Here is a 19,038-nt window from a genome sequence, read left to right as displayed (position 1 = left end):
TACGGAATCTCAGATACCGGCTGCCCCGGAGAGGTCCGCCTTGATGGCCGCGAGAGTCGTCTCGGCCGTCGTACGCGCCTGGTTCAGCGCGGCCGCGGAGTCGACCGGGACCACGACCTCCAGATAGCACTTCAGCTTGGGCTCCGTACCGCTCGGCCGGACCACGACGCGCGCCGCGGCCACACCGGCGTCACCGGCCAGGTGGTAGCGCAGTCCGTCGGTCGGCGGCAGCGATGCCGTGCCCTCGGCCAGGTCCTCGGCCGTCGCCACCGACAGCCCCGCCAGGGCCGCCGGCGGCTGCTCGCGCAGCCGCCGCATGGCCGCCGAGATCACCGACAGGTCCTCCACCCGCACGGAGAGCTGGTCCGTGGCGTGCAGGCCGTACCGCACCGCGATCTCGTCGAGCAGATCGGTGAGCGTACGGCCGCTCTCCTTCAGCTCGGCCGCCAGCTCGGCGATCAGCAGGGCGGCGGTGATGCCGTCCTTGTCGCGCACGCCCTCCGGGTCGACGCAGTAGCCCAGCGCCTCCTCGAAGGCGTAGCGCAGCCCGGGGGTACGGGCGAGCCACTTGAAGCCCGTGAGCGTCTCCTCGTACGGAGTCTCCGCCGCCGCGGCGATCCGCGACAGCAGCGAGGACGAGACGATCGTCGTCGCGAACGTGCCCCGGGCCCCCTTGCGTACCAAGTGCTCTGCCAGCAGCGCGCCCACCTCGTCGCCGCGCAGCATCCGCCAGCCCGCCTCCGCGGAGGGCGCCGGAACGGCCACGGCGCAGCGGTCCGCGTCCGGGTCGTTGGCGATGACGAGGTCCGGACCGACGCGGCGGGCCGTCGCGAACGCCAGGTCCATGGCGCCCGGCTCCTCCGGGTTGGGGAACGCCACGGTCGGGAAGTCCGGGTCCGGCTCCGCCTGCTCGGGCACGACGGTGGGGGCCGGGAACCCCGCACGGGCGAAGGCCGCCGTCAGCGTGGTGCGTCCGACGCCGTGCATGGGCGTGTAGACGACGTTCGCGCCCCGCGGGGAGCCAGGGGTCAGGACCGTGTCCGTACGCCGCAGGTAGGCGTCCACGACCTCGTCGCCGAGCACCTCCCAGCCCGACTCCGGGCGGGCGACGCCGGACAGGCCGCCGACGGCCGCGATCCGCTCCGCGATCTCCGCGTCGGCGGGCGGCACGATCTGCGAACCGTCGCCCAGGTAGACCTTGTAGCCGTTGTCGCGGGGCGGGTTGTGGCTCGCGGTCACCTCGACGCCGGCGACCGCGCCCAGGTGGCGGATGGCGAAGGCCAGCACCGGGGTGGGCAGCGGGTGCGGCAGCAGCGCCGCCTTGAGCCCCGCCCCGACCATGACGGCCGCTGTGTCGCGGGCGAAGTCCGCGCTCTTGTAACGCGCGTCGTAGCCGATGACGACGGTCCCGTCGCCCTGGCCCTGGTCCTTCAGGTACGCGGCGAGCCCGGCCGCGGCGCGGATGACGACGGAACGGTTCATCCGCATGGGGCCCGCGCCCAGCTCGCCGCGGAGGCCCGCGGTGCCGAACTGGAGGGTGCCGCTGAATCGGGCGGCGAGTTCGGTGAGGTCCTCGGCCTCGACGAGCTTGGCGAGCTCGTCGCGGGTGTCGCGGTCGGGGTCCTCGGCGAGCCACGCCTTGGCTCGCGCGATGAGGTCTGTCTCCACGGGGCTCCTCCGGAGTGGTTTGGGTGTTGTGGTGTTGCCGTGCCGTGCCGTGCCGTGCCGTTGCCTGGTGCGGGGCCGTGGGGGTGCGGGTGACGCCGAGGTGCGTTGCCGGGGCGGGGCCGGGGCGGTGAGGGCCCTACGGGGCTGCATGATTTACGGGCCCGTGCGGGATGTTGCCTTAGGTGCCCTCAACTTGGGCCCACAAATCACGCTCTACGCCCCTCCCGGGCCCTCACCGCCCCGGCCCCTCCCGCTGGTGGTCGTCTGCGGCTCGGCGCCCGTCCCCGTCGCCGAACGGGCGGAATCGGGTCGTCCTCCGCCCCGCGGAGGCCAAGCCCGGGGGCCAAGCCCGGGGGCCAAGCCCGGGGGCCAAGCCCGGGGGCCAAGCCCGGGGGCCGTCACCCGCTGCGCACCGCGTCCGGTGAGGCCGCCGACCCACATTCGGCCGACGCCTGACCACCGGCCGTCGCCCAGCCGGGAGGAGCCGCCGATTCTCGTCGTGCCACCGATCGGCGACAGGGGGGCCGCTCTCCCCGCTCCCGGGGTGGGGCTGTTTCCCGCTGTGCCGCCGGGGGCGGTGGGCGGTGCGGGGGGAGGGGCCGGGGCTGTTCCCCCTCCCCGCCCACCGGTTGTCCGATGGCGATGAGACAAGGCAAGGCGAGTCCGTTTCCTGTTGTGCCGCCGAGGCGGTCGGCGACGAGGGGGCTCCCCTCCCACCGGCCGTCCGTCGGCGATGAGGAGGGGCGAGCCCGGAGTCCGTTTCCCGCTGTGCCGCCCGGGGCAGTCGGCGACGAGGGTGGAGGGGCCATCCGCCTCTCCCCTCGTCGTGCGACGGGGGAGGGGCGACGGGGGCGAGCTCGTTCCCTGCTGTGCGACTGGGGGCGGTTGGCGGCGCGGGGGCTGCCATCGGCCGTCCGTCGGCGACGAGGCGGGGCGAGCTCGGAGCCCGTTTCCCGTTGTGCCATTGGGGGGCGGTCGGCGACGAGGGGGGAGGGGCCGTTCCCTCCCACCGGCCGTCCGTCGGCGGCGAGGCGGGGCGAGCCCGGAGCCCGTCCCCTGCTGTGCCACCGGGGGGCGGTCGGCGACGAGAGGGGAGGGGCCGTCCCCTCCCACCGGCCGTCCGTCGATGACGAGGCGGGGCGAGCCCGGAGCCCGTTTCCCGCTGTGCCATCGGGGGGCGGTCGGCGACGAGGGGGGAGGGGGCGTCCCCTCCCACCCGCCGTCCGTCGGCGACGAGGCGGGGCGAGCCCGGAGCCCGTCCCCCGCTGTGCCACCGGGGGGCAGTCGGCGACGAGAGGGGAGGGGCCGGGGCCGTAGGGGTGGGGTCCGGAACGCTGACGTGTATTTGCGGGCCGAAGTTCCGGGTGACATGACGTTTCCGGGTTGCGGCCCGTAAATATGCGGTGGAGGACCCCACCCCGTAGGACCCGGCCCCGCACCCACAACAGGCCGCACCCCACCCGCACCCCGCCCGCACCCCGCCGTACCCGCGCCGCGCCGCGTAGGCATCGGCACCCCGCCGCACCCGCACCGCACCGCGCCACGTCGGCACCCGCACCGACTACAGCCGGTCCAGCACCTGAGCCAGCAGGCTGCCCATCCGGGCCGCCGAGTCGCGACCGGCCTGGAGGACCTCCTCGTGGTTGAGGGGCTCGCCCGTCATGCCCGCCGCCAGATTGGTGACCAGCGAGATGCCGAGCACCTCGGCCCCGGCCTCACGCGCGGCGATCGCTTCGAGGGTGGTGGACATGCCCACCAGGTCCGCCCCGATCGTCCGGGCCATGGTGATCTCGGCCGGGGTCTCGTAGTGCGGGCCGGGGAACTGCGCGTACACGCCTTCCTCAAGGCTGGCGTCGACCTCCTGGCACAGGGCGCGCAGCCGCGGCGAGTAGAGGTCCGTGAGGTCGACGAAGTTGGCACCCACGATGGGGGAGGTGGCCGTGAGGTTGATGTGGTCGCGGATCAGCACCGGCTGACCGGGGCGCATGCCCTCGCGGAGCCCGCCGCAGCCATTCGTGAGGACGATGGTCTTGCAGCCGGCGGCGACGGCGGTCCGTACGCCGTGCGCGACGGCGGCGACGCCGCGGCCCTCGTAGTAGTGCGTGCGGCCGAGGAAGACGAGGGCTCGCTTGTCCTTGATCCGGTACGAGCGGATCGTGCCCGCGTGGCCCGCGACGGCGGGCGGCGGGAAGCCGGGCACCTCGGTGACCGGGAACTCGTGCTCGGCGGCGCCGAGCGCGTCGGTCGCGGGCACCCAGCCGGAGCCCATGACCAGGGCCACGTCGTGGGTCTCGGCGCCGGTGAGCTCGCGCAGGCGGGCGGCGGCGGCGTCGGCGGCGGCGTAGGGGTCGCCCTGGATCTCCGGAGTAACTGATGCGTTCACGCGGACGAGGGTATCCGGAAATCCCCTACGCGCGTAGATGTCACCGGCGGCGGGCCGGTGGCGGAGGTGGGCCCGGGGCTTCACGGCTACGGAGGAAAGGCCGCCGCCAGGCGCTGGGCCCAGCCGGTCGGCTGTCGTCCCCGGCCGCGACACCGGCCGGCCCCGGCCGGCCCCGGCCGAACGCACCGGCCGTGACACTGGCCGACAGCACCGGCCGACGGCACCCGCCGTGACATCGGCCCGGACGCCAGTCCGTACGTCAGTCCGCGTCCCGCACGAAGATGTCCTTGTCGTTGAACACCTCGACGATGAAGACCAGCAGCCGCCCCATGCTGACCGAGTACTCGACCAGGATGTTCTGCGTCAGCCGGATGGTCCGGTCGTCGCCGGTCGCGCTTATCGGGCGGGAGAGCGCGGGGAACGGGTCGCGGGCGAGCAGCGAGATGCCCTTGTCGAAGGCGGCGCGCTGCAGGTCGTCGAGGCGGTCGCGGGCCACCCCGGCCTGTTCGGTGAAGTACACCTGGTACGTGGGCATAGTGCCTTCCCCTTCCGGTCCCTTCCGGCCCGTCGTGCGCCGAGTTTACGGCCGTACGCGCACCTCAGCAGGGCCGTTTGCGCAGCTCCATCACATAGTCGTGGGGAGCGCCCGCGGACTCGGCGGCCTCGGCGAGCTCGCCGAGGTAGCGGGCGGAGGGCAGCCCGCCCTCGTACCCGTTGAGTACGTACAGCCAGGCGGCCTCCTCGCCGTCGAGGGTGTGCACGCGTACCCGCATCCGCCGGTAGATGTCGAGGCCGACCCCCTCCCAGCGGTCCATGGACTCCTCGTCCATCGGGGCGATGTCGTACAGCGCGACGAAGACCTGGGACCGGGGCGCTTCGACGATGGTGGCCAGCGCTCCCTCCCAGCCCATCTGCTCGCCCCCGAAGGTCAGCCGCCAGTCGGACAGCCAGCCTGTGCCGCGTAGCGGCGAGTGCGGTGCGCGGCGGGACATCAGCCGCGCGTCGAGGTTGCCGGCGTACGCGGCGTAGAGCGACATGGTTCTGAGGGTACGGGAGTGAGGCGGGACGGCATTTGTGGTGGCACGCTCGGGTGAGAACCCGGACGGAGGGCCCCGGGCGGAGACCTGATGACGGGTGCGGGACAATGGAGTACGTGACTCGGATCGTGATCATCGGTGGCGGACCCGGCGGCTATGAAGCGGCGCTGGTGGGCGCGCAGCTCGGCGCGGAGGTGACCGTCGTCGACTGCGACGGTCTGGGCGGTGCGTCGGTGCTGACCGACTGCGTGCCCTCGAAGACTCTTATCGCGACGGCTGAGGTGATGACGACCTTCGACTCCTCGTACGAGGAGCTCGGGATCATCGTCGCCGATGACACGCCGCCGCTGGAACAGGTGGCCCGCGTCGTCGGCGTGGACCTGGGGAAGGTGAACCGGCGGGTGAAGCGGCTGGCGCTGGCCCAGTCGCACGACATCACGGCGTCGGTCACGCGTGCGGGCGCGCGCGTGCTGCGCGGTCGCGGCCGGCTGGAGCCGGACCGGGCCCCCGACGGGGCGCGGACGGTGATCGTACGGTCGGCGGACGGGTCCGAGGAGACGCTGGTCGCGGACTCCGTGCTGATCGCGACGGGCGCGCACCCGCGCGAGATCCCGGACGCGCTGCCGGACGGCGAGCGGATCCTCAACTGGACGCAGGTCTACGACCTGGACGAGCTCCCCGAGGAGCTCATCGTGGTCGGTTCGGGTGTGACGGGCGCGGAGTTCGCCGGGGCGTACCAGGCGCTGGGCTCGAAGGTGACGCTGGTCTCCAGCCGGGATCGGGTGCTGCCGGGCGAGGACCCGGACGCGGCGGCGGTGCTGGAGGACGTGTTCCGCCGGCGCGGAATGAATGTGATGGCGCGCTCCCGCGCACAGTCCGCGAAGCGGGTGGGGGAGCGCGTGGAGGTCACGCTGGCGGACGGCCGGGTGATTTCGGGTACGCACTGCCTCATGGCGGTCGGCTCCATTCCGAATACCGGCGGTATGGGTCTGGAGGAGGCCGGGGTCAAGCTCAAGGAGTCCGGGCACATCTGGACCGACAAGGTGTCGCGGACCAGCGTGCCGGGCGTGTACGCGGCCGGGGACTGCACCGGCGTCTTCGCGCTGGCGTCGGTCGCGGCGATGCAGGGCCGTATCGCCATGTATCACTTTCTGGGTGACGCGGTCACTCCGCTCAATCTCAAGGCTGTATCCGCGAACGTATTTACGGACCCGGAGATTGCGACCGTCGGCTACACGCAGGCGGACGTGGACAACGGGAGGATTGACGCGCGTGTGGTGAAGCTGCCGCTGCTGCGCAATGCCCGGGCGAAGATGCAGGGCATCCGGGACGGATTCGTGAAGCTGTTCTGCCGCCCGGGCACCGGCATCGTGGTCGGTGGCGTGGTGGTCGCGCCGCGGGCCAGCGAGTTGATCCACCCCATCTCGATCGCGGTGGACAACAACCTGACGGTGGAGCAGATCGCCAACGCGTTCACCGTGTACCCGTCGCTGTCGGGCTCGATCGCCGAGGTCGCACGGCAGTTGCACACCCGTAAGACGCAGCGCGAGGAGTAAGCGAAGGGCGGCACGCCGGCCGTCGGCGGGGCGAAGGTCCGGCCGCCCTCTCTCCTATACCACTCCGTGGTAGCGGCTACGGACAATTTCCGTTAGTTGCTGCAAGCTGCTGAAAACAGTTGGTCGTTGGCGTTACTGTCAGTTTCGTGTTCGCAGCAGAACGTCGCCAATTGATCCTCGAAATGGTGCGGGCCAACGGGGCGGTTTCGCTCCGTGAGCTCGCCCGTGTCGTCCAGACCTCTGAAGTGACCGTACGGCGGGACGTACGGGCGTTGGAGGCAGAAGGACTGCTCGACCGCCGGCACGGCGGTGCGGTGCTGCCGGGTGGTTTCACCAGAGAGTCCGGCTTCCCGCAGAAATCCCATCTAGCGACCGCGGAGAAGACGGCCATCGCCGATCTCGCGGCGAGCTTCGTCGAAGAGGGCGAGGCCGTCGTCGTCGGCGCCGGTACGACCACACAGGAGCTGGCCCGCCGGCTCGCGCGCGTACCCGGCCTGACCGTGGTCACCAACTCCCTCCTCGTCGCCCAGGTGCTGGCCCATGCCAACCGGGTCGAGGTCGTGATGACCGGCGGGACCCTCAGAGGCTCCAACTACGCCCTCGTGGGCAGCGGAGCCGAACAGTCCCTCCAGGGGCTGCGGGTCACCCGCGCCTTCCTGTCCGGCAGTGGACTGACCGCCGAGCGCGGCCTGTCCACGTCCAACATGCTCTCCGCGAGCGTCGACCGCGCGCTGGTGCAGGCCGCGGCCGAGGTGGTGGTGCTCGCGGACCATACGAAGCTGGGCACCGACACCATGTTCCAGACGGTGCCCACCGATGTGATCACCCGGCTGGTGACCGACGAGCCGCCCGCGCACGACGAACGCGCCGTGACGGAGCTCCAGGCGCTGGCCGACCAAGGGGTGCAGATCGCGGTCGCCGGGCCCGGCGCGGGGTCGGGCTCGGGAGGCACGGTCGGCCCCGGCGGCGACTCCGTCCCGCCGGGGCACCGGCCCCGGCGGGACGTGGCACCGCTGCCGGGCCAGCGCCGCAACCACCCGCCGGGCGCCGGGGGTGGCACGCAACTGCGCGCGGCCGCCGCGGTCGGCGACCCGATCCCGGGCAGGGTGGCCGACCTGCGTCGGCGCTAGCCTGCCGCAGCCGCCTCCGCACGGGCGCGGTACGGGCGTGTGTACGGCCGTACGGGCTCTGGGGGCCGAGAGGCCGGGGCCGTGTACGTACCGCCGGCGCCGAGCGGCACCGGCAGACCGTCGGCCGTGTACGTACCACGGGCGCCGTAGCCGTACCGGCTGACCGCCGGAAGGCCGCCTGCGGCAGGAACGGGACCGGCCCCCAAAAGGGGACGGCCTAGGTGTCCTGCCCCGTCCGCCCCGTCGTCGGCCGGGTGCCGGTGATGACCGTGGCGTTCAGTTCGTCGCAGCTGGCCACCCGGGTGACCAGGCCGCTCGCGGTGAAGGCCGCGGCGGCGTGCGCTGCCTGGCGTTCGCTGGTCTCGACCAGCAGGGAGCCGCCCGGCGCCAGCCACCGCGGGGCCGCGGCGGTGACCCGGCGAAGTACGTCGAGCCCGTCCGCGCCGCCGTCGAGGGCCACCAGCGGCTCGTGGTCGCGGGCCTCGGGCGGCAGCGTGGAGATGGCCTCGGTGGGCACGTACGGCACGTTGGCGACCAGCACGTCGACGCGGCCGTGCAGACCGGCGGGCAGTGGCTCGTACAGGTCGCCCTCGTACACCCGGTCGCCGCCGTCACCGCCGTCCGCGGCGGCGTTGCGGCGGGCGCACCGCACCGCGGCGGGGTCGATGTCGGCGGAGTGCAGTTCGGCGCGGCCGAGGGCCGCGCTCAGCGCCAGGCCCACCGCGCCCGAACCGCAGCACAGGTCGACGACGACCGGACCGGCCGGTCGCGCGGCGAGCGCGGGAGCGGCCGCGACGAGGGCCTGGTCGACGAGGAACTCGGTGCGGCGGCGCGGCACGAAGACGCCGGGGTCCACCGTGATGCGCAGGCCGCGGAACTCGGCCCAGCCCAGCACGTGTTCCAGCGGCAGCCCGTCGGCCCGCCGCCGCACCATGTCGGCGAGCTCGGCGGGCGTACGGGCCGTGGCTATGAGCAGTTCCGCCTCGTCCTCGGCGAAGACGCAGCCGGCGGCACGGAGCCTGGGGACGATGGCGGCGGAAGAAGAAGCGGAAGAAGCGGAAGAAGAAGGTGACGCGGAAACCGACATGGAGGGAAAACCTCTCGGGATGCCTTCGCGGGGCTCCCGGCGGTCACCTATGTCCGGTGGACCGTACGGCCGTGCGGAGGGAGCACCCAGCCTGTTGCAGCGGTAATGGGTCTCACCTCCTTGACGTGTTCACTGCCTGAGCCGCCCACATTACCCGACCGGGCCCGCGGCCACCCCTCGCTCGGTGCCGTCCGCGCCGGGGGCCCGTAGGCCGGTCAGGGTGAGCATCAGCAGCCGGTCGGCCAACTCCGGGTCGTCCGGTGACTGTTCGGTGGCCAGCGCGATGGCGCTGGTCAGCTGCATGAGGTCGGCGATGCCGACGTCGGTGCGCACGGAACCGGCCTGCTGGGCGCGGGAGAGGAGCGTACGGCCCGCCTCGCGCATCGGTGTGCTGCACCGCGAGAGCGCGGATCCCTCGTCGCTCTGCGCGGCGATCAGCTCCCGGGACAGCCCGCGGTACGTGCTCGCGTGCGCGATGATCGCGCGCAGCCACTCCACCAGGGCGCGGCACGGCTCGGGGGCCGCGAGCAGTTCGCGCGAGCGGGCGAGGAGCGCGTCGACCTCGCCCTGGAAGACGGCGCTCATCAGGGCGATGCGGTTGGGGAAGTGCCGGTAGAGGGTGCCGATGCCGACGCCCGCTCGGCGGGCTACGTCTTCGAGGGAGGCGTCGGTGCCGTGCCGGGTGAAGGCCGTACGGGCCTCGGCCAGCAGACGTTCGTAGTTGCGCCGCGCGTCCGCGCGCATGGGTCGCTGTGATGTCTGCGCCGTGTCCGTCGCCATTGCGTCGTCCTCCCGCTCACCGCGGCCCACCGCCGGTGAGCTCATGAGAGCAAGGATGCCACTGGCCGGGGCGGCACGTGACCGCTCCGGAACCCCTTGGGCCCCCGCCGAATCATCGGCGGGGGCCCAAGGGGATAAACGATGCTGCGGATGGAGCGGGCCGCCGCGAGTCCGTGGATCGGCCCTCGACCCCGCGGGCCGGTCCACGGCGGACTCGTGGACCAGCCCTCGATCTGACGGGCCGGTCCACGGCGAGTCCGTGGTTCAGTCCTTGATCTCGCAGATCACCGCGCCGGAGGTGACGGAGCCGCCGACCTCCGCCGTCAGGCCCTTGACGGTGCCGGAGCGGTGGGCGTTGAGGGGCTGCTCCATCTTCATGGCCTCCAGGACGACGACCAGTTCGCCCTCGGCGACCTCCTGGCCCTCCTCCACGGCGACCTTGACGATCGTGCCCTGCATCGGGGACGCGAGCGCGTCGCCCGAGGCGGCGGAGCCCGCCTTCTTCGTCGCGCGCCGCTTCGGCTTCGCGCCGCCGGCCGCGGCCGTGCGGGCCAGGGACATGCCGAGCGAGGACGGGAGGGAGACCTCCAGCCGCTTGCCGCCGACCTCGACGACGACGGTCTCCCGGCCGAGGGCCTCGTCCTCGTCGGCGACCGCGCCCGCGAAGGGCTCGATGGTGTTGGTGAACTCGGTCTCGATCCACCGGGTGTGCACCGCGAACGGTCCGCTGGAGCCGTTGAGTTCGGGCGTGAAGGCAGGGTCCTCGACGACCGCGCGGTGGAAGGGGATGGCGGTGGCCATGCCCTCGACCGTGAACTCGGCGAGCGCCCGCTGGGCGCGCTGGAGCGCCTGTCCGCGCGTCGCGCCGGTGACGATGAGCTTGGCGAGCAGCGAGTCCCAGGCGGGGCCGATGACCGAACCGGACTCGACGCCCGCGTCCAGGCGCACGCCCGGACCGGCCGGCGCCTCGAACCTGGTCACCGTGCCGGGCGCCGGGAGGAAACCGCGGCCCGGGTCCTCGCCGTTGATGCGGAACTCGAAGGAGTGACCGCGCAGCGCCGGGTCGCCGTAGCCCAGTTCCTCGCCGTCGGCGATGCGGAACATCTCGCGGACCAGGTCGAGGCCGGTGACCTCCTCGGTGACCGGGTGCTCGACCTGGAGGCGGGTGTTGACCTCCAGGAAGGAGATCGTGCCGTCCTGGCCGACGAGGAACTCGACGGTGCCCGCGCCGACGTAGCCGGCCTCCTTGAGGATGGCCTTGGAGGCCGCGTACAGCTCGGCGTTCTGCTCGTCGCTCAGATACGGCGCGGGGGCCTCCTCCACCAGCTTCTGGTGGCGGCGCTGGAGCGAGCAGTCGCGGGTCGAGACGACCACGACGTTGCCGTGGGTGTCGGCCAGGCACTGCGTCTCCACGTGCCGGGGCCGGTCGAGGTAGCGCTCCACGAAGCACTCGCCGCGGCCGAAGGCGGCCACCGCCTCGCGCACCGCCGAGTCGTACAGCTCCGGTACTTCCTCCAGCGTGCGGGCGACCTTCAGGCCGCGGCCGCCGCCGCCGAACGCCGCCTTGATGGCGATCGGCAGGCCGTGCTCCTCGGCGAAGGCGACGACCTCGTCCGACCCGGCGACCGGGTCGGGGGTGCCGGCGACCAGCGGGGCCCCGGCGCGCTGCGCGATGTGACGGGCCGCGACCTTGTCGCCGAGGTCGCGAATGGCCTGCGGCGGGGGGCCGATCCAGGTCAGCCCGGCGTCCATGACGGCCTGGGCGAACTCCGCGTTCTCGGACAGGAAGCCGTAGCCCGGGTGGACGGCGTCCGCCCCCGACTCAGCGGCGGCGGCGAGCACCTTGGCCATGTCCAGGTAACTGGCCGCCGGGGTGTCACCGCCCAGCGCGTATGCCTCGTCGGCCGCGCGGACGTGCAGGGCGTCCCGGTCCGGATCGGCGTAGACGGCTACGCTCGCGATTCCGGCATCCCGGCAGGCACGGGCGACGCGGACAGCGATTTCGCCTCGGTTGGCGATGAGCACCTTGCGCACGATGGCTCCCTCCTTGAAACAAGGTGAGTTTAGGTACTGGCAACACTCTGTGCCGACCCGACTCCGGGGGTGAGCTTGCCCACACGGAGCGTGAGGCGGAAGCCGAACGTGGGCCTCGGTGGCCCAACTCCCCTGTTGTCCCACGGTACGCCCGGATCGTTGGAGCGCCCGTCGTGCCGGGATGTGGTCAAGGTCTCCAGCCGCCTGCGGGGCCGAGGACGCGGATTCTTTGTGGAGACCCTACGAACGGGCGAAGGAAAGTTTGCCCGCCCCTCCGGCCTGTCCACCGACCGTCACCGCCTGCGCCGGAACCCTTGTCCAAGGGCTTACCCATGAGTAGCGTGCCCGATGTCGAACGTACCCGGGGTAACGCCCCGTGGTGGCGGCAGCCGTCACGGCTGCGACGGACGTGCCGGACGTGCCGGACGCAGAGGAAGGGGCGGTGGGGTGAAGAGCAGAGCGACAGCCGCGACGGCGGCCGTGGTGCTGGTGCTGGAGGCCGTCGGCATCGCCTTGCTCAACTGGTTCCTCGGCCTGGTCGTCGACAAGCAGGAGATGTCCCTCGCGGGCCTCGACCCGCACGCGATGACCGTCGGAGCCTGGGCGGCGGGCGGCCTCTTCGGGCTCTACCTGCTCTTCTGCGCCTTCGCCCTGGCCCGTACCGCCTGGCGCGACCGCCCGCCCGGCACCTTCCTGCGCATCGTGCTCATCACCTGCGCGGTTGTGCACGCGCTGCTGGGCGCCTTCGCCGTCGGCCTCGTCGGCTGGCTCGCCTTCGCCTTCATGATGGCCGTGCTCGGCCTGATCGTGCTGAGCCTGGTCCTGTACGACCGCGCCGCCCCGGCCGGCGGCGGCTCCGTGAGCGCCGCGGCCCCCGAGCCGCCGGAGGCCCCGTACCCGGCCTGACGCGTACGGGCCGTGCCGCGCCTCGGAGCTACGGGCTGTCTGGCGCCCTGGCCGTACGGGTCCGCCGGCGCCCTGGCCGTACGGGTCGTCCGACGCTTCTGCCGTACCGGCCGCCTGACGCCCCGGTCGTACTGGCTGTCTGACGCCCCGGCCGTACCGGCTTGTCTGACACCCCGGCTGTACGGGCCGCCCCCGCGCCCGGAGGTACGGCCCCCTCCGACGCCCCTCCGACGCACCCCGGCTCACACGTCGTGCATCGTCAGCCCCTCCGCCTCCACAGCCGCCCGCCGGACCGCTTCCGTCAACGGCTGCCGGTGGCGGGTGAACTCGGCCAGCGGCAGCGCCGCCGAGATGGCCGTGACCGGGCCCCGCGCCCCGCCCGCCGGACTCGCTGACGCCCGTACCGGCACCGCGACGCACGCCATGCCCGCCCGCGCCTCCTCGATCTCCACCGCGTAGCCCTCCCGGCGCACCCGCCGCAGTTCGAGGTCGAAGCGGTCCGGCGAGGTGATCGTGCGCGGTGTCAACGGCCGCATGCCGCGCGCCGTCAGGTACTGGTGCCGCGCGGCCCGGGGCAGCGCCGACAGCAGCACCTTGCCGTGGGCGGTCGCGTGCGCCGTCGTCTCCTGGCCGACCGAGAACACCGCGTCCGTGTCGTGGATCGCCGTCGTCCCGTCGAGCACGGCGATCTCGCCGCCCCGGTAGGTGCTGAAGTACGCGTCGGCCCCCGCGACGCGCCGCACCCGCAGCAGCACCTCGTGCAGGCCGTCGTCGATCCGCATCTGCCGCTGGAAGGCGCGGTGCAGCACCGGGAGCCGGTAGCCGAGGGTGTAACCGGCGGCCGAGCGGGTGAGATGGCCGCGCGCGGTGAGCGAGCCGAGCAGGGCGTACACGGTCGACAGCCCGCAACCGAGCCGCCTGGCCAGCGCCTTGGCGGTCACCGGCCCGGGGGCCTCGGCCACCGCGTCGAGCAGATCCAGCGCCCGGTCGACGGACTGCGGACCGGGGGCGGCGGGCGGGGGCGCGGGTACGGACGCGGGCATGGCGGGCGTTTCCTCCGGGGCGGCGGTCCGGCCGCCGCTGTCCCGGCGGGCCGACCTCCCAGAATCGCATACGCGCTGCGGGCGGCCGTCCGGTGCGGCAGCGCCCGTACGGTCATCCTGCCCGTGCCCGTGCCCGTGCCCGTGCCCGTGCCCGTGCCCCCGCCCGCACCCGTGCCCGCGTCCCCGCTACGGCATCCGCGCCTACCTCGGTGACCCGACCCCGCCGGTCTCGTTGACCAAGCATGATCAAGCGCATCGCAACAGCCGTCGTCCTCGCCGCTTCCGCCCTGTCCATGGCTCAGGGCGCCGCCTCCGCCGCCCCGGGGCCCGCGGCCCCCATGCCACCCGTGCCCACCCCCGAGGCCCCGCTGCCCACCGCGCCGATGCCTCAGCCGATGGCCGGGGCCGAGCCGCAGTTCAGCCTCTACCCCGGGGTTACCGACGGCGTCGAGGGCGGGGTCGGCGGCGGTCTGAGCAACGGGGCCGCTCAGGGGGCCAAGGAACTGTCCAAGGGCGTCGGCAAGCTGAAGGGCGGGCTGTCCGAGGGCGCGGGCAAGCTGACCGGTGGACTGTCCCAGGGCGCCGACAAGGCCCTCGGCGAGCTGAGCAGGGCCATGCCGTAACCGGCCGAGCCGCCGTGGCGGAGGGCGTCGAAGGGCGTCGAAGGGCGCGGAAATGGGGACACCGCATGATGCGGTGTCCCCTTTCCGCGCCCGTCCGGTCGTCCTATGCCCAGAGATCCGTGACGCGGACGTCCAGGTCCGCCAGCAGTTCGCGCAGGAGCGGGACGCTGAGGCCGAGGACCGTGCCGTGGTTGCCGTCGATGCTGTCGACGAACGGGGCCGCCCGGCCGTCGATCGTGAACGCGCCCGCGACGCGCAGCGGTTCGCCCGTGGCGACATAGGCGGCGATCTCGTCGTCCGTCGGCTCGCCGAAGCGGACGGTGGTGGACGCCGTCGCCGAGGCGCGGCGGCCGTTCGCCGTGTCGATCACGCAGTGGCCGCTGCGGAGGATTCCGGCGCGGCCGCGCATGGCCTTCCAGCGGGCCGTGGCGTCCTCCGCGTCCACCGGCTTGCCGTACGCCTGCCCGTCCAGCTCCAGCACCGAGTCGCAGCCCGCGATCAGCGCGCCCGCCGCCTCGGCCCGTACGGACACGGCCTCCGCCTTCGCCTCGGCGAGCACCCGGGCCAGCTCGGCGGGGCTGTCCGCGCTGATCGCGTCCTCGTCCACACCGCTGACGATCACCTCCGGCGCGAACCCGGCCTGCCGCAGCAGCCCGAGCCGGGCGGGGGACTGGGAGGCGAGCACGAGACGGCGCGAGGGGGTGAGATCCATACCGGCCATGGTAGGCGGCGGCCCAGGCAGAGGGGTCCGCCGCCGCCCGCCGCCGGGGCGGGCGACCGCGCGATTACGATCGGCGTTTCACTGTGATCGCGGGGCGGTGCGCGGGGGTTGGCGTGGACCGTGCGACCTGGCTGGGGGACTGATCGTGGCGTTACTGCAACTCGCCTGGTGGACCGTGCGGTCCCGAAGGACCGACTTCGCCGGGTCCTTCGTCGCGATGGTCTGCGCGCAGGCGCTGGTGACGGCGTGCGCGGTGCTGCTGGAGTCGGGCGCGCGGGCCGGGGCCGCGGCGGGCGGGCCGGATGTGGTGGCGTTCGCGGTGCCGTTCGGTTTCATCTCGCTGTTCGTGGCGGCGTTCGCGGTGGCCGGTACGTTCGCGCTGTGCGTGCGGCAGCGGACGCGGGAGATCGCGCTGCTGCGGGCGATCGCCGCGACCCCGCGCCAGGTGCGGCGGATGGTGGCCTACGAGGCGCTCGTGGTCACCGTGGCGGCGCTGCTGCCGGGCTGCGGGCTGGGGGTGCTGCTGGCCGCCGGGCTGCGGGCGGCGCTCGCCGGGCAGGGGATGTTCTCCTCGGAGTTCCGGCTGGACTTCGGACCGGTGAGCCTGGTCTCGGCGGCGGCCGTCTGCTGGGTGACGGCCGAGGCCGCGGTGTGGAGCAGCGGCAGGCGGGCCGCGCGGGTGCACGCGATGCGGGCGCTGGGCGAGGCGGCCGTGGACCGGTACCGGCCCGGGTGGGTGCGTACGGCCGCCGGGCTGCTGGTGCTCGGCGGCGGCCTCTGGGGGCTGGAGTCCATCGCGGGCAACCCGGGGTCCAGCTCCGATGTCAACTCGGCGTCCGGCATGGTCATGGTCTTCATGATCGCCGTGGCGCTGCTCGCCCCATGGATCGGCAGGCTGGTGGGATCCGGCTTCGGCGGGCTGTGCAGACTGCTGTTCCCCGGCGTCGGCTTCGTGGCGGGGGCGAACCTCGGTACGGGCCACCGGCGGCTGGCGTCGGCGATCATGCCGCTGGCCCTGACGGTCGCGTTCGCGGCGGTGTCGCTGTTCGTGCCGCAGATGAAGTGGCGCGAACAGCAGCGGCAGGACACCGGGCGCATGGTCGCCGACCAGGTGGTCACCAGCGGCGGTGAACTGCCCGCCGACGCCGCACGTACGGTGCGCCGGGTGCCGGGGGTGGCGGCCGCGGTGGGCACGACCAGTACGTACGCGAAGGTGCTCACCGGCAAGGACGGCTCGCAGCACGGCCCCGGCGGGGTCGCGCAGGCGGTCACCGACGGGCCGCTGGGGCGGGTGCTCGACCTCGGCGCGACCGGCGGCACCGCCCGGGGCACCACGGAACTCGGCGCGCACGAGGTGGCGTTGAGCGAGCGCTTCGCCCGCGCGGCGGGCGCCCGGACCGGCGACGAGGTGCGGCTGCTCATGGACGACGACCGCGTCGAGCGGGTACGGGTCGCCTACCGCTATACCCGCGGCAACGGCTTCGGCGACCTCGTGATCCCGCAACGCCTCACCGCGCGCCACCTCATGGACGGCGAGACCCTCCGGCAGGACACCGTGTACGTACGGTCCGGGCCCGGCCAGGAGCGCGCGGTCGCGGCCGGGCTGGCCGCGCTCGGTGAGGGCCGGCACCCGGCGTGGCGGGTGCTGGACCACGCCGCGTACACCGCCGAGGCCCGGCACCGGCAGGACGCGTCGATGACCGTGACATACCTGCTGCTCGCCGTGATCACCGTCTTCACGTCGATCTCCGTGGTCAACACGCTGGTCATGACCACGATGGAGCGGTCCGGCGAGTTCGCGCTGATGCGGCTGGTCGGCGCCACCCGTCGGCAGATCGGCCGGATGATGGGCCTGGAGAACGCGGTCACCGTGCTCGCCGCGCTGCTGCTCGGCTCGGCGGTGGCCGGGGCGGTCCTCGTCGGCTGCGCCCGCGCCCTGACCGGTAGCGCCCGCCTGGACCTGTCGCCGACCATCGCCGTGCTCATCGTGGGCGGCGCGGGGGCGCTGGCGCTCGCGACAGGGGTGGTGACGACGCGCGTCGCGCTGGCGCAGCGGCCCGCGACGGCGCTCCGCGCGCCGGGGTAGCGCTCCCTGCGGGGCGTCGGAGAACTGAGCCTCGGATGGGGCGTACGGGGCGGGATGGGGCCGGGGCACACGGGGCGGGGCCGGGGCTCACGGGGGCGGGATGGGGCCGGGGCTCACGGGGGGCGGTTCTGGGGCTCACGGCATGGGACGGGCGCGCGGAATCGGACAGGGGAATGAGGCGCGCGACAGCGCCGGGGCAGATGTCCGCAGGGCCCTACCCCAGGCGTTCCGGCCCGGTTCGTACCCCCGTCGGCAGGCCCGTACGGCATTGACGCGAACTGCCCGCGGAATGCCTGGGAGCGGGCCCGCGGGGCGTGGTGTCCTGGGACGGCGACTTCCGTCCGCAGCCTTCCTGCCGGCCGTCGGCGCAGCCCGAGGAGGCCCGCATGCGCGACCCCGAGCCCATCGTCATCGACCTCTCCGGCGGGGACATCCACGGCGAAGGGGCCCGGCTGCGGGCCCGCGGTCCCGCAGCGCGGGTGGAGCTCCCCGGCGGAGTACGGGCCTGGTCGGTGACCAGCCCGGACCACCTCAAGCGGCTGCTCACCGACGACCGGGTCTCCAAGGACACCCGGCGGCACTGGGCGGCCTTCGCCGACGGCCGGATACGGCCCGACTGGCCGCTGTACATCTGGGTGACCACCAACAGCATGGCCACCGGTTACGGGCGCGAGCACGCCCGGCTGCGCCGGCTGGTCGCCGCCTCCTTCACCGCGCGCCGCACCCAGGCGCTGCGGCCCCGTATCGAGGCCATCGCCGAGGGGCTGCTCGATGATCTCGCGGTGGCCGGGACGCACGGCCGCCCCGTCGACCTGCGGGAGAGCTTCGCCTACCCCGTACCGCTTCAGGTGATCAACGAGCTGATGGGTGTGCCCGAGTGGCTCCGCGCCGACCTGCGGCGCACCGTCGAGGCCATGTTCGACACCGCCAACTCCCCGGAGGCGGCCGAGGCCAACACCGCGGAGCTGCGCGCCGTACTCGGCGTCCTGGTCGACGCCAAGCGGGCCGAGCCGCGCGACGACCTGACCAGCGCCCTGATCGCCGCCCGCGACGAGGACGACGGCCGGGGGCTCAGCGAGGCCGAACTCGTCGACACCCTGCTGCTGATGTTCGGCGCCGGGCACGAGCCCACCGTCAACCTCCTCGACAACGCCGTGCACGCCCTGCTCACCCAGCCCCGGCAACTGGCCCTCGTCCGGGCCGGCCACGCCACCTGGCACGACGTCATCGAGGAGACGCTGCGCGCCGAGACGCCCGTGGCCAACATCCTGATGCGCTACGCGATCGAGGACATCCGCCTGGACGGCGGACCGGTGATCAGGAAGGGCGATGCCATCATCGCCTCGTACGCCGCCGCCGGGCGCCACCCGGACCTGCACGGCGAGAGCGCCGACCGGTTCGACGTCACCCGCGCCGACAAGGAGCATCTGGCCTTCGGGCACGGAGTGCACTACTGCATCGGCGCGCCCCTGGCTCGGCTGGAGGCGGCCGTCGCGCTGCCGCTGCTCTTCGGGCGCTTCCCCCGGCTGCGGCCGGCCGTACCCGCCGGTGAGCTGCGGCCGGTCAGCAGCTTCATCTCGCACGGCCACCGCCGGCTGCCGGTGTTCACTTCTTGAGGGCGGGCGGTGGCCCTGGTACGGGCCGCGGCGGCGGCCGGGTGTGAGAACAGCCCGGCCGGTGTGAGAACGGTGCGCCCGACGAGTCAGGACAGAGCTCGGCCGATGTGAGAACAGCCCGGCCGACGGATTCAGGACAGCCCGAGGATGAAGAACAGGATCACCATGCAGATGGCCAGCACGATGCCCGCCCGGTGGAGCATCGCCTGCGCGTCGCGCAGCTCCTCGGGCGGTTCTTCGGGCGGGTCGGACCACAGCATGAATTCAATGGTCCGGGGGGCACCGGCGCGGGGGGGGGGGGGGGGGGGGGGGGGGGGGGGGGGGGGGGGGGGGGGGGGTGGGGAGGGGTGGGGTTCGTGTACGAAGAG

At 73.6% G+C, this 19,038-nt stretch carries 16 protein-coding genes; 6 read left to right on the top strand and 10 right to left on the bottom strand.

Translation table 11 applies throughout. The annotated features are described in order from the left end of the window. Positions 1–9 precede the first annotated feature (9 nt). The 4 genes from AC07AB_RS28305 to AC07AB_RS28290 form a co-directional block, all read right to left on the bottom strand. Positions 10–1,668, bottom strand: a complete 1,659-nt coding sequence (locus AC07AB_RS28305) for a phospho-sugar mutase (RefSeq protein WP_478572393.1) — start codon at positions 1,666–1,668, stop codon at positions 10–12. Positions 1,669–3,229: 1,561 nt separating this feature from the next. Continuing rightward, positions 3,230–4,051 carry a purine-nucleoside phosphorylase gene (locus tag AC07AB_RS28300; protein WP_478572390.1) on the bottom strand — a complete coding sequence of 274 codons (822 nt, stop codon included), beginning with the start codon at positions 4,049–4,051 and terminating at the stop codon, positions 3,230–3,232. A gap of 259 nt (positions 4,052–4,310) precedes the next feature. Continuing rightward, positions 4,311–4,586: a hypothetical protein gene (locus AC07AB_RS28295; RefSeq protein ID WP_478572387.1), complete on the bottom strand. Its 276-nt coding sequence runs from the start codon at positions 4,584–4,586 to the stop codon at positions 4,311–4,313. Between the two features lie 64 nt (positions 4,587–4,650). Continuing rightward, complete coding sequence (locus tag AC07AB_RS28290; RefSeq protein ID WP_478572384.1) at positions 4,651–5,088, bottom strand: gamma-glutamylcyclotransferase family protein; 438 nt, start codon at positions 5,086–5,088, stop codon at positions 4,651–4,653. A 107-nt stretch (positions 5,089–5,195) separates the two neighbouring features. On the opposite strand from AC07AB_RS28290, the gene AC07AB_RS28285 reads away from it, so the two are divergent. Then, on the top strand, positions 5,196–6,644 hold the full coding sequence (locus tag AC07AB_RS28285; protein ID WP_478572381.1) for an NAD(P)H-quinone dehydrogenase: 1,449 nt from the start codon (positions 5,196–5,198) through the stop codon (positions 6,642–6,644). 182 nt (positions 6,645–6,826) lie between these two features. Then, on the top strand, positions 6,827–7,774 hold the full coding sequence (locus AC07AB_RS28280) for a DeoR/GlpR family DNA-binding transcription regulator (RefSeq protein ID WP_478572766.1): 948 nt from the start codon (positions 6,827–6,829) through the stop codon (positions 7,772–7,774). A 217-nt stretch (positions 7,775–7,991) separates the two neighbouring features. Here the strand turns inward: AC07AB_RS28280 and AC07AB_RS28275 are convergent, their stop codons facing one another. The 3 genes from AC07AB_RS28275 to AC07AB_RS28265 all read right to left on the bottom strand — a co-directional run bounded on the left by AC07AB_RS28275 (position 7,992) and on the right by AC07AB_RS28265 (position 11,675). After that, positions 7,992–8,861: a putative protein N(5)-glutamine methyltransferase gene (locus AC07AB_RS28275; protein ID WP_478572378.1), complete on the bottom strand. Its 870-nt coding sequence runs from the start codon at positions 8,859–8,861 to the stop codon at positions 7,992–7,994. A 150-nt stretch (positions 8,862–9,011) separates the two neighbouring features. After that, entirely contained in the window at positions 9,012–9,605 is a 594-nt protein-coding gene (locus AC07AB_RS28270) for a TetR/AcrR family transcriptional regulator (protein WP_478572765.1), read from the bottom strand. Between the two features lie 300 nt (positions 9,606–9,905). Next, positions 9,906–11,675 carry an acetyl/propionyl/methylcrotonyl-CoA carboxylase subunit alpha gene (locus AC07AB_RS28265; RefSeq protein ID WP_478572375.1) on the bottom strand — a complete coding sequence of 590 codons (1,770 nt, stop codon included), beginning with the start codon at positions 11,673–11,675 and terminating at the stop codon, positions 9,906–9,908. 447 nt (positions 11,676–12,122) lie between these two features. Between AC07AB_RS28265 and AC07AB_RS28260 the strand changes: the two genes are divergently transcribed. After that, a complete protein-coding gene (locus AC07AB_RS28260; protein ID WP_478572372.1) occupies positions 12,123–12,581 on the top strand; it encodes a hypothetical protein in 459 nt (152 codons plus the stop codon). A gap of 242 nt (positions 12,582–12,823) precedes the next feature. Here AC07AB_RS28260 and AC07AB_RS28255 read toward each other — a convergent pair whose 3' ends face one another. Further along, positions 12,824–13,624, bottom strand: a complete 801-nt coding sequence (locus AC07AB_RS28255) for an IclR family transcriptional regulator (RefSeq protein WP_478572369.1) — start codon at positions 13,622–13,624, stop codon at positions 12,824–12,826. Positions 13,625–13,866: 242 nt separating this feature from the next. Between AC07AB_RS28255 and AC07AB_RS28250 the strand changes: the two genes are divergently transcribed. Further along, complete coding sequence (locus AC07AB_RS28250; RefSeq protein ID WP_478572366.1) at positions 13,867–14,247, top strand: hypothetical protein; 381 nt, start codon at positions 13,867–13,869, stop codon at positions 14,245–14,247. Between the two features lie 103 nt (positions 14,248–14,350). On the opposite strand, the gene AC07AB_RS28245 is transcribed toward AC07AB_RS28250, so the two are convergent. Beyond that, positions 14,351–14,968 carry a Maf family protein gene (locus tag AC07AB_RS28245; RefSeq protein ID WP_478572363.1) on the bottom strand — a complete coding sequence of 206 codons (618 nt, stop codon included), beginning with the start codon at positions 14,966–14,968 and terminating at the stop codon, positions 14,351–14,353. A 145-nt stretch (positions 14,969–15,113) separates the two neighbouring features. Between AC07AB_RS28245 and AC07AB_RS28240 the strand changes: the two genes are divergently transcribed. Next, positions 15,114–17,054, top strand: a complete 1,941-nt coding sequence (locus tag AC07AB_RS28240; RefSeq protein ID WP_478572360.1) for an FtsX-like permease family protein — start codon at positions 15,114–15,116, stop codon at positions 17,052–17,054. A 386-nt stretch (positions 17,055–17,440) separates the two neighbouring features. After that, positions 17,441–18,670: a cytochrome P450 family protein gene (locus AC07AB_RS28235; protein ID WP_478572357.1), complete on the top strand. Its 1,230-nt coding sequence runs from the start codon at positions 17,441–17,443 to the stop codon at positions 18,668–18,670. A gap of 131 nt (positions 18,671–18,801) precedes the next feature. Here AC07AB_RS28235 and mmpB read toward each other — a convergent pair whose 3' ends face one another. Then, entirely contained in the window at positions 18,802–18,930 is a 129-nt protein-coding gene (mmpB, locus tag AC07AB_RS28230) for a morphogenic membrane protein MmpB (protein WP_478572354.1), read from the bottom strand. Positions 18,931–19,038: the final 108 nt, after the last annotated feature.

This window comes from Streptomyces sp. NPDC044033 (assembly GCF_056434425.1).
Note: the sequence above shows the minus strand (reverse complement) of the source record. Positions and strands in the feature narration are given on the sequence as shown.